Below are 10,180 nucleotides of genomic sequence, written 5' to 3'. Positions count from 1 at the left end.
GACGAAGGGACTGCGCCACGTGAACGATCTTGTCGATACCACCGAGATGTATTTGCGGACGATCTACGACCTCGAAGAAGAAGGCATCGTGCCGCTGCGCGCGAGGATCGCCGAGCGACTCGAACAGAGTGGACCGACGGTGTCGCAGACGGTTGCCCGGATGGAACGTGACGGACTGGTCCATGTCGCCGGTGACCGTCACCTGCAGCTGACGGAGAAGGGCCGCCGCCTGGCCGTCGCCGTGATGCGTAAGCATCGCCTGGCAGAACGTCTGCTCGTCGACATCATCGGCCTGCCGTGGGACGAGGTGCACGAGGAGGCCTGCCGCTGGGAGCACGTGATGAGCGACAACGTCGAACGCCGTCTGCTCGCCGTGCTGAACAACCCCACCACCTCCCCGTACGGCAACCCGATACCCGGTCTGGAACTGCTCGGTGTCGATGTCCCTGCCTCCGACGACGGTGCGAGCAGATTGTCGGACCTGCCGCAGGGTGAGTCGGTGGCGGTGATCGTGCGCCGGCTGTCCGAGCATGCACAGTCCGATCCTGAGCTCATCTCCACGCTGCGTGAAGCCGGTGTGGTGCCCAACGCCCGCATCGCCGTGACGCAGACCCCGCAGCAGGTGCTGATCAGCTCACCCGGTCATGACGGGCTCGAGTTGTCCCAGGAACTGGCACATTCGATCTTCGTCGAGAAGGTCTGATCGCGGCCGTATATGGCCGCTACCCGACCCTGGCCATCGTCGGTTGGGGAAGATCGACGCCGAGTGAGGCGGCGAGTTCGTAGGAATAGCCGACGGTAGCCCACAGCATCGCGGGGTGGGCGCCGGAATGCAGCGCCCGGGACAGCAGCACGGCGAGCGACCACTCGGGGTCCGCGTCGAGTGCGGTATCCAGCGCCACAGCCGCGTACGCGCCTTCACCCGCGATGTAGTGCAGGTGCGCCAGCAGCGAGGCGGCACTGGCGCGGGCCGATCCGGTCAGCCGGCGAGCCAGTGCCCGCCACAGCGTTTCGGCATCGCCACGCATGTCGGTCACGGCCAGCGCCAGCAGCGTATCGCGCACGGTGAGGTCGGTCAGCGCCGTCGCCAGCATCGCCGCCTCGGTGCAGCCGATGTCCGTGGCACACCGCTGCCCGTCGCCCAGACGCACGAGCACTCTCCGCAACAGTGACCCGCTGTCGGTGTCGCCGATGGCCCGCGGCCGGGTGCAGGTATGGCAGTCGCAGGTCACCGGGTCGAGCATGGTGGTCATCTCGTCGCGGCAGTCCAGTACCCGGCGGCCGGTGGTGACGGCCTCGCGCACAGCCGTCGGCGATGTGCGCGGATCGCCGATGAGTCCCTCGCGCGAGTCGGGGATGCGCACGGGCGACGGGGTGCCTGCGGACTGGCCGGTGTGGCCCGCCCACCACCTTTGGCCTTCGGCGACCTGTGCGGTGATCAGCCCTGCCGACATCCCTCCAGAGCCGACGAACGCGCGCTCACACAGGCTCAAAACGGTCCGGTACTGCGGCCCTTGGATCCGATGCCGGTCATCGACGATCACCGCCACGATCGCCTCGGCACCGTATTCGCGGCATAGATTCCCGATCCCGGCGATCGTGGACCGTAACTCGGCTCTCGGCCGCCCGTCGGCCCGCAGCAGCAGGTCGTAGCGCATGGTGGCGATGATGGTGTTGTCGCCGCGGTAGGCGAGCACGATCAGCGAGCTCTCCGGTACGAAACCGAGGAGCGCGGGGATGGCAGTGATCAGCGTGCCGGCATGCACCGGCTGCGGCAGGACGGTGCCGTCGGGAAAGTCTTCGGATGGGGAATCATATTGTGCCATAAGAAATATGGTCGGACCGAAACCAGCGGGGCCATCACGGCGGACAGGGCTGTCCCCAGTATTCGCGGTGGGCGCAGCAGGCCCGGCCGGTCATCCCCAATTCGTCCAGCGTCGATGCCGGTCACTCAGGCGCGGTTCGGCCAGGCCTTCGCGACGGCGCGGCGGAACAGGGTGTCGAGGTCGGCGCTGATCCGCTGCGCGTTCGCGCCCTGTCTGCGGTCCTCGGCGTACACCCGCACACCGTCGTACTGCGCGACGAGCGTGGTGATTGCATACGACAGCGACCCGCTCTGGCCGCCGGTGGTGACGGTGCGTGCGTAGGACCGGGTGCCGATCTTGCCGCCCGCGGCGCGGGCGGGCAGCTTGCGGAGGAGGACCTGTGAACTCGCTCCGGCGGTCTGTGTCTTGAACCGGCTGCACTTGGCGAGGAACGAGTCGAAGGAGTCCAGCCCGGTCGGTGCGTAGGCGATGAGCACTGTGAGGGTTCCGCCGGCGGCGGTCGGGCCCGACGATGAGCCCATGTCACCCGACGAGCCGGTCCCTGGAGAGCCACCGGCCGAGCCTGGTCCGACGTTTGCGGCGGCCCCTTCGGCCGACACACGGGGCGCACGGCACCGCGGCGGCTCAACGGTCCCCGCCGGTCCGGCGACATCGACGATCACGGAGGTGACCGCCGGCGCCGGCACGGGGGATGCACCGCGCGGGAAACCGTCCGGACCGACCAGGCGTGGCGTGAGCGACTGCCGGCTGGGTGCCGACTGCGCCTCGCCGTCGATCGAACAACCGAGCAACAGCAGGGCGCACAGCGCGCCGATCACGATAGGTGCCCGTCGGTGCCACACCGTGCGCGGCACGGATCTGCGGTGCGATGTCGATGCCAGAAGCGAACCCACGCCCCCTACTGTGCCAGCGCAGGACGCCCGGCACCGGCCGGACACTCCCCCGGTCGTATAACGATCTGGGAATCACCCGCACCGCGACCACTGTTGAACGGGCATAGTGGCACCACCGGTGACGGTTGTCGGTGGCATGGGTGACAATTACTCTCACCGCCGGTCACCCAGATGATGTGAGGAGGGACGCGATGGACGGACATTCGCCGGAATCGAGCTCGCTGTACTCGATGGAGTTCCCGACTCCCGCAATACCCGATGACGACGGCAAAGGCACCGTACTCATTCATGCGCTCGAAGGCTTCGCCGACGCCGGACACGCGGTCGGGCTGGCCGCCCAGCACCTGCGCGAGAGCCTCGACTCCGAACTCGTCGCCACTTTCGACGCCGACGAACTGATCGACTACCGCTCGCGCCGCCCGACGATCGAGTTCTCCGGTGACAGCTTCACCGGGGTGAGCATGCCGTCGCTGTTGATGCACGCGGTGACCGACACCTCCGGTCGAGGATTCCTGCTGCTCAGCGGGTCCGAACCGGATCTGCGATGGGAACGATTCATCGAGGCCGTCGCCAACCTTGCCGAGAACTTCGGCGTCACCGACGTGGTGGGCCTGAACGCGATCCCGATGGCGGTTCCGCACACCCGGCCATCCACGATCACCGCCCACGGCAGCGACATCGCCGCCTTGGGCGATCTGCCCCGGTGGGGGTCGTCGATGAAGCTGCCCGCGAGCGCCTCGATGCTGCTCGAGCTGCGGCTGGCGGAGAAGTCCTATCGCGCATCGGGATTGTCGGTGCATGTACCGCACTACCTCGCGCAGTCGAACTATCCGGCGGCGTCCGCGCGCCTGCTGCAGGCGATCACCACTGTCACCGACCTCGAACTTCCCGTATCCGCGCTGGAGAACGCGGCCACCAAGATGCGTGAGCAGATCGACAATGAGGTGTCGGGCAACAGCGAGATCGAGTCGGTGGTGCACGCGCTGGAAGAACAGTACGACTCGTATACCAAGGCGCAGGAGTCCCGCGCGTCGCTGCTCGCGGCCGAGGACGAGTTGCCCAGCGGTGACGAACTGGGTGCCGAGTTCGAGAGGTTCCTGGCTGAGCAGGCAGGCAACGGCCCCGACGGCAACGGTGATACCTCATCGACGAACTGACACCGCAGCCGGCCGACGTGCTGATTCCGGCCGCCGACATCGATGATGCCTTCGACGGCTTCACCACCTGGTGGTCGCAGCGCGGCATCGACCTGTATCCGCATCAGGAAGAGGCGCTGCTGGAGCTCGCTGCCGGCAGCAACGTGATCCTGGCGACCCCGACCGGTTCGGGTAAGTCGCTTGTCGCGGCCGGGGCCATTCACTTCGCCCGGACCCGCGGCCTGCGCGCGTACTACACCGCCCCCATCAAGGCGCTGGTCAGCGAGAAGTTCTTCGACCTGTGCGCCACGTTCGGTGCCGACGACGTCGGCCTGCTGACCGGCGACGCGTCGGTCAATCCGGATGCGCCGATCGTGTGCGCGACAGCCGAGATCGTCGCCAATCTCGCCCTGCGCGACGGCGCGGCCAGCGATATCGGTGTCCTGATCGCCGACGAGTTCCACTTTTACGGCGAGGCCGACCGAGGCTGGGCCTGGCAGGTGCCGCTCATCGAACTGCCCCGCACCCAGTTCCTGCTGATGTCGGCGACGCTCGGCGAGTTGTCGTTCTTCATCGACGACCTGACGCGGCGCACGGGGCGGTCCACGGCCGCGGTCACCGACGCGGTGCGTCCGGTGCCGCTGGAGTTCACCTATGCGGTGACTCCTGTCCACGAGACTATCGAAGATCTCATTTCCCGGGGCCGGGCGCCGGTGTACGTCGTCCATTTCACCCAGGCGCAGGCAGTGGAGCGGGCGCAGGCACTGCTGTCGGCCAAGATCTGCGACAAGGCCGAGAAGGCGGCGATCGCCGAGGCCATCGGTGATTTCCGGTTCCATACGGGTTTCGGCGCCACCCTGTCGAAGCTGCTGCGGGCCGGTATCGGCGTGCACCATGCGGGCATGCTGCCGCGCTATCGCCGGCTGGTGGAGCGGCTGGCCCAGCAGGGTCTGTTGAAGGTGGTGGCCGGCACCGACACGCTCGGCGTCGGTATCAACGTACCCATCCGAACCGTGCTGCTGGCTGCGCTCAGCAAGTACGACGGCACGCGGGTGCGGCGGCTGCGGGCCCGCGAGTTCCATCAGATCGCCGGCCGCGCCGGGCGCGCTGGTTTCGACACGGTCGGCTATGTGGTGGCCCAGGCCCCCGACCACGACATCGAAAACATCCGAGCGGTTGCCAAGGCCGGCGACGATCCCAAGAAGCTGCGCAAGGTGGTGCGCAAGAAGCCGCCGGAGGGTTTCGTCTCCTGGGGTGAGAAGACATTCCTCACGCTGGTCGATGCCCCGGACGAGCCGCTGCGCTCACACTTCCGGATGACGACGGCGATGCTGATGGAGGTGCTGAGCCGTCCCGGTGACTGCTTCGCCGCGCTCCGGCATCTGCTGGAGGAGAACCACGAGCCGCGGCCCCGCCAGCGCAAGCTCATCCTGCACACCATCGCCCTGTATCGCGGTCTACGCGACGCCGGGATCGTGGTTCAGCTCGACGAACCCGATGCCGACGGCAAGAACGTCGCCCTCAGCGTCGACGTGCCCGAGAACTTCGCCCTCACCAATCCGCTGTCGGCGTTCGCGCTGGCCGCGTTCGAGCTTCTCGATCCCGATTCGTCGACCTACACCCTGGATGTGGTGTCGATCCTGGAATCCACCCTCGACGATCCGCGTCCGTTACTGCTCGCCCAACGCAAGGCGGCTCGCGATGTGGCGATCGCCGGGATGAAGGCTGACGGCGTCGAGTACGAGGAGCGGATGGCGCGGCTGGAGGAGATCTCGTGGCCGACGCCGCTGGCCGAGGAGATCGCATTCGCCTACGGCGTGTACCGGCAGGGGCACCCGTGGATCGCGTCCTATCAGCCCTCCCCCAAGTCCGTGCTACGGGAAATGCGTGAGCGGGCAATGACTTTCACCGAACTCATCTCCGCGTACGGGTTGGCGCGCAGCGAGGGCGTGGTACTGCGATACCTGTCGGACTGCTACCGGGTGCTGCGTACGGGGCTGCCCAACTCGGTGATGACCGACGAGATCGTCGCGCTCACCGAGGAGGTCGGCGCCATGGTGCGCGACGTCGACTCCAGCTTGGTCGACGAGTGGGAAGCGCTCACATCCCACTCGGGTGAGTGACCCTGCGGATGGTTGATCAACTTGTTGCAGAAGATGATTCGCCGTCTCGACGGGCTGCCCCGCCAGCAATCACCAGATCGGCGATGATCCCGGCGAGCCTGCGGTAGGCGACATCACGGCCGGCCGATGAGCGGCAGACGAGTCCGATCCGCCTTCCCGGACGCGGCCTGGTGAACTCAACGGTGGCCAGCCGTCCCGATGCGGTCTCCGAGGCGACGGACGTGCGAGGGATGAGCGTCACGCCCAGTCCACCCGCGACACAGTGCACCGCGGTGGCCAGCGAAGCCGCGCGGGTGCGGCTTTCCTCGGCGTCGACGCCGGCCAGACGACACACCTCCAGCGCCTGATCGCGCAGGCAGTGCCCCTCGTCGAGAAGCAGTAGCGGCAGGTCTGCGAGAATCCGCGGGCTGACGCGGCTGCGCCCACTCATCGGGTGATCCGCAGGCAGGGCGAGAACGAAATCCTCTGCATACATGGGGATCTCGGTCAGCCCCGGCTGATCCTCGGGCAACGCCAGCACTGCGACGTCGAGCGTTCCGTCACGCAACGCGGCCACCAACCGTGCGGTCTGGTCCTCGACGAGCTGCGGCCGTAGCTCGGGGAGTTCGGTCGCCAGGCCGGTCAGGACCGTCGGCAGGATGTAGGGCGCAACCGTGGGAATGACCCCCAGACGGACGACGCCGGTCAGCGGGTCGTGGTTACGGTCGGCCGCGGCCACGAACTCGTCGACGGCGTCCAGTGCCGCGATCGCCTTGGGCAGCAGCGCCTCCCCTTCCGGCGTGACCAGCACTCGGCGAGTGGTTCGTTCGATAAGACGGCATCCCAGGCCCGATTCCAGCACCGACAGGGACTGCGACAACGTGGGTTGTGTCACACCCAACTCGGTTGCGGCGGCACCGAAATGGCGATGTCGGGCCAGCGCCACGAACGTACGCAGGCCATTGACGGAAGGCTGATAAGTCCTATCGGTCATACCTATCAATCTAAGCTAACTCATCAACTTTCACTTTCACCAGGACTGCGGCAGAATATATTTCGTACTTGTGAAATAACAAATCGGCCCCGGATACCGCAACGGCCGTACCAATCCGAGTAGGAGTGAATGACAATGGCTCTGCTGACCATCGGCGATCAGTTCCCCGCGTACAACCTCACCGCAGTGATCGGTGGTGACCTGAGCAAGGTGGACGCACAGCAGCCCGACGACTACTTCACCCAGATCACCTCGGACGACTTCGACGGCAAGTGGCGGATCATCTTCTTCTGGCCCAAGGACTTCACCTTCGTGTGCCCCACCGAGATCGCCGCATTCGGCAAGCTCAACGACGAGTTCGAAGACCGCGACGCCCAGGTGCTCGGCGCCTCCGTCGACAACGAGTTCGTCCACTTCCAGTGGCGCGCCCAGCACGAGGACCTCAAGACCCTCCCCTTCCCGATGCTCAGCGACCTCAAGCGCGAACTCGCCGAGGCCACCGGTGTCCTCAATGCCGACGGTGTGGCCGACCGCGCCACCTTCATCGTCGACCCCAACAACGAGATCCAGTTCGTCTCGGTCACCGCCGGTTCGGTGGGCCGCAACGTCGACGAGGTGCTGCGTGTGCTCGACGCCCTGCAGTCCGACGAACTGTGCGCCTGCAACTGGAAGAAGGGCGATCCCACCATCAACGCCGGCGAACTCCTCACCGCCGGCGTCTGATCCACCGATCTCCCCACTCTCCCAGAGCGACCGAAAGGCAAGGGCGCCCAACATGAGCATCGACAATCTGAAGGCAGCACTCCCCGAGTACGCCAAGGACCTCAAGCTGAACCTCGGGTCCCTGGCCCGGTCGACCGAACTCAACGAACAGCAGCTGTGGGGCACCTTCCTCGCCGCCGCGGCCGCCACCAAATCGGCCACCGTTCTGCGTGAGATCTCCGAAGAAGCCGGCGACACCCTGTCGGCTGAGGCGTTCAACGCCGCACTCGGCGCCGCCTCGATCATGGGCATGAACAACGTCGCCTACCGGGCCAAAAGCTTCCTCGGCGACGACTACGCCCAGGTCCGGATGGGTCTGCGGATGAACATCATCGGCAACCCGGGCGTCGACAAGGTCGACTTCGAGCTGTGGAGCCTGGCCGTGTCCACCATCAACGGCTGCCACGACTGCACCGCCGCCCACGCCGACGTCGTCCGCAAGGCCGGCCTCACCAAAGAGCAGGTATGGGAGGCCGTCAAGGTCGCCTCGACCGTCGCGGGCGTCGCCCAGGCCATCACGGCGAGCGAAGTCCTCGCCTGAGACAGTTCCCAGCACAGACCGGGTACCGCACACGCGGTGCCCGGTCTGTCGCATTTCCCGGACAGAACCGCACAGCGCGAATAGCTGTGCAGCGCAACGTCAACGCGCGTAAGTTCACCACGGAAACCCACTCGAACCAGCACTGAGGACGACTATGCTGGTCAGCACGATGCCGCCGAAGCGCACTTCGCCGCCCTATGCGAGCATTTCCGTTCCCACCTCGGCTGACTACCGCTAGGTCTTGTCGCGGGCGACGGTGAAACCATCGATCAACTGATCCAGAACGCGCGTCACCTCGGCGGTCGCCTTCTCCCGGTCGTCGGCGGCTGCGACATAGAGGGCGGCCTCGTCGAGGGCGCCGATCGCGACGTGCGCCATCGGCCGAGTGGGTTGGTCGGCGATCTGGCCGACGGATATCGCCGCCTGTAGCAGTCCCTCCACCAGGGCGAATCCGAACTCTTCGCCCCGGGCACGCCATTGCGCCCATCCAAGGACCGCCGGCGCGTCGACCAAGGTGATCCGGTGGATCTCGGGTGCGGTGATCAACTGGAGGAATCGCTGCGCGCCGGAGCGCAGCGCGGCAACCGGGTCCCGCATCGCGAGTTCACCGACCGCGGATGCGATGTCCGCGGTGACATCTCGTTCGACGTCGTCGTAGACCGCGGCGAACAACCCGCGCTTGCCGTCGAACTGGTGATAGAGAGCACCGCGGGTCACACCCGCACGTTCGACGATGGCCTGCGTTCCCACCGCTGCGAAACCGAGTTCACCGAAGAGTTCCCTGCCCGCGGCGACGAGGGCGGCACGGGTCGCGGCCGTCCGTTCCGCCTGAGTTCGACGATTGACATTCATACAGCCTGTACGTAACTTTCATACCAAGTGTTTGTAAGTAACGCCGATCAGCGTAACCGGAGGACAGTCATGCCGACACTCGCACTCCCATCCGCAACCATCGACTACCACGTCGTGGGGCCCACGAACTCCGCACATCCACCAATCGTCTTCGTCCACGGCGTTCTCGTGGACCACCGACTCTGGGCCGCGGTCGCCGACCGGCTGGCCGGCAATGGTTACCGCTGCTACCTGCCCACTCTGCCGCTGGGGTCGCACCGCATCGCGTGGACACGTCCGGACGGTGGCGACGCCGACCGCAGTCCCCGGGGCGCGGCCACCCTGCTCCGCGAGTTCGTCGCCACGCTCGGCCTCGCAGACGCGACACTGGTGTGTAACGACACCGGCGGCGCGATCACCCAGTACGCACTCGACGCCGATCCCGAGTTCGTCGCGCGCATCGTCTTCACCAACTGCGACGCCTTCGACCTGTTTCCGCCGCAACCGTTCAAGCTGCTGTTCACTCTCCTGCAGCGTAAGCCGGTACTGCGCGCCGCCGGCCAACTGATGCGAGTGAAGCCGATTCGGCATTCCCCGCTCGGTGTGGGTCTGCTCGCCAACGACATCGACGCCGATTTCTCCGATTCGGTCTTCGATCCGATCCGCGAGAGCGCACGCATCCGCGACGATCTGACCACGTTCTTGCGCCACATCGATCCCGCGGACCTGGCCACCGTCACGCCACGAATGCACCGGGTGACCAGGCCGGTCACGATGGTGTGGGGTGCCGACGACCGCTGCTTCACCCCGTCTCATGGCCGCACATTCGCCGAGGTATTCCCCGACGCCCATTTCATAGAAGTCCCCCGCGCACGCACGTTCGTCGCTCTCGACCAGCCCGGCCAAGTAGCCGATGAGGTCGTGGCCATCAGCCATCGATCGGATCCTGCTGACACCACCCCCAAGTCGCTCCTTCGGTCGCAGCTCTCGGGTGAGAGCCTGGTTGAACAACTCATGACCGAACGCCGCGAGGCGGCGGCCACGGACGACACGCCGTGATCGTTCTCGACGCGTCGGCCGTCAGTCGTCACCTGA

10 protein-coding genes are annotated in these 10,180 nt (G+C 66.4%); 6 read left to right on the top strand and 4 right to left on the bottom strand.

Annotated elements, in window-relative coordinates:
• Positions 1-19: 19 nt before the first annotated feature.
• On the top strand, positions 20-703 hold the full coding sequence (locus Q0627_RS12830) for a metal-dependent transcriptional regulator (protein ID WP_291011936.1): 684 nt from the start codon (positions 20-22) through the stop codon (positions 701-703).
• A gap of 19 nt (positions 704-722) precedes the next feature.
• On the opposite strand, the gene Q0627_RS12825 is transcribed toward Q0627_RS12830, so the two are convergent.
• Both Q0627_RS12825 and Q0627_RS12820 read right to left on the bottom strand, forming a co-directional pair.
• Positions 723-1,826 (bottom strand): DUF4192 domain-containing protein, encoded by a 1,104-nt coding sequence (locus Q0627_RS12825; protein WP_298810351.1) that lies wholly within the window; start codon positions 1,824-1,826, stop codon positions 723-725.
• 125 nt (positions 1,827-1,951) lie between these two features.
• Positions 1,952-2,719, bottom strand: a complete 768-nt coding sequence (locus Q0627_RS12820) for a hypothetical protein (protein WP_291011969.1) — start codon at positions 2,717-2,719, stop codon at positions 1,952-1,954.
• Positions 2,720-2,910: 191 nt separating this feature from the next.
• Here Q0627_RS12820 and Q0627_RS12815 point away from each other — a divergent pair, with 191 nt between their 5' ends.
• Positions 2,911-3,876, top strand: a complete 966-nt coding sequence (locus Q0627_RS12815) for a PAC2 family protein (protein ID WP_291011971.1) — start codon at positions 2,911-2,913, stop codon at positions 3,874-3,876.
• Positions 3,864-5,978 carry an RNA helicase gene (locus tag Q0627_RS12810; RefSeq protein ID WP_298810355.1) on the top strand — a complete coding sequence of 705 codons (2,115 nt, stop codon included), beginning with the start codon at positions 3,864-3,866 and terminating at the stop codon, positions 5,976-5,978. The genes Q0627_RS12815 and Q0627_RS12810 overlap by 13 nt, the downstream gene beginning before the upstream one ends.
• A gap of 16 nt (positions 5,979-5,994) precedes the next feature.
• Here the strand turns inward: Q0627_RS12810 and Q0627_RS12805 are convergent, their stop codons facing one another.
• A complete protein-coding gene (locus tag Q0627_RS12805; RefSeq protein WP_291016837.1) occupies positions 5,995-6,951 on the bottom strand; it encodes a hydrogen peroxide-inducible genes activator in 957 nt (318 codons plus the stop codon).
• A 135-nt stretch (positions 6,952-7,086) separates the two neighbouring features.
• Between Q0627_RS12805 and Q0627_RS12800 the strand changes: the two genes are divergently transcribed.
• Both Q0627_RS12800 and Q0627_RS12795 read left to right on the top strand, forming a co-directional pair.
• On the top strand, positions 7,087-7,674 hold the full coding sequence (locus Q0627_RS12800; RefSeq protein ID WP_291016834.1) for a peroxiredoxin: 588 nt from the start codon (positions 7,087-7,089) through the stop codon (positions 7,672-7,674).
• A gap of 52 nt (positions 7,675-7,726) precedes the next feature.
• On the top strand, positions 7,727-8,254 hold the full coding sequence (locus Q0627_RS12795; protein WP_291016831.1) for a carboxymuconolactone decarboxylase family protein: 528 nt from the start codon (positions 7,727-7,729) through the stop codon (positions 8,252-8,254).
• Between the two features lie 234 nt (positions 8,255-8,488).
• Here Q0627_RS12795 and Q0627_RS12790 read toward each other — a convergent pair whose 3' ends face one another.
• Entirely contained in the window at positions 8,489-9,106 is a 618-nt protein-coding gene (locus Q0627_RS12790) for a helix-turn-helix domain-containing protein (RefSeq protein ID WP_291016829.1), read from the bottom strand.
• A 69-nt stretch (positions 9,107-9,175) separates the two neighbouring features.
• On the opposite strand from Q0627_RS12790, the gene Q0627_RS12785 reads away from it, so the two are divergent.
• Complete coding sequence (locus Q0627_RS12785) at positions 9,176-10,144, top strand: alpha/beta hydrolase (protein WP_291016827.1); 969 nt, start codon at positions 9,176-9,178, stop codon at positions 10,142-10,144.
• Positions 10,145-10,180: the final 36 nt, after the last annotated feature.

This window comes from uncultured Gordonia sp., assembly GCF_937858515.1.
Taxonomy (GTDB): domain Bacteria; phylum Actinomycetota; class Actinomycetes; order Mycobacteriales; family Mycobacteriaceae; genus Gordonia.
This window is presented reverse-complemented; position numbering and strand designations above follow the sequence as displayed.

Bases quoted from the DNA above. Each gene is read 5' to 3' on its own strand.
- Q0627_RS12815 (WP_291011971.1), top strand. From the start codon at position 2,911: ATGGACGGACATTCGCCGGAATCGAGCTCGCTGTACTCGATGGAGTTC.
- Q0627_RS12795 (WP_291016831.1), top strand. From the start codon at position 7,727: ATGAGCATCGACAATCTGAAGGCAGCACTCCCCGAGTACGCCAAGGAC.
- Q0627_RS12800 (WP_291016834.1), top strand. From the start codon at position 7,087: ATGGCTCTGCTGACCATCGGCGATCAGTTCCCCGCGTACAACCTCACC.
- Q0627_RS12790 (WP_291016829.1), bottom strand. From the start codon at position 9,106: ATGAATGTCAATCGTCGAACTCAGGCGGAACGGACGGCCGCGACCCGT.
- Q0627_RS12825 (WP_298810351.1), bottom strand. From the start codon at position 1,826: ATGGCACAATATGATTCCCCATCCGAAGACTTTCCCGACGGCACCGTC.
- Q0627_RS12805 (WP_291016837.1), bottom strand. From the start codon at position 6,951: ATGACCGATAGGACTTATCAGCCTTCCGTCAATGGCCTGCGTACGTTC.
- Q0627_RS12785 (WP_291016827.1), top strand. From the start codon at position 9,176: ATGCCGACACTCGCACTCCCATCCGCAACCATCGACTACCACGTCGTG.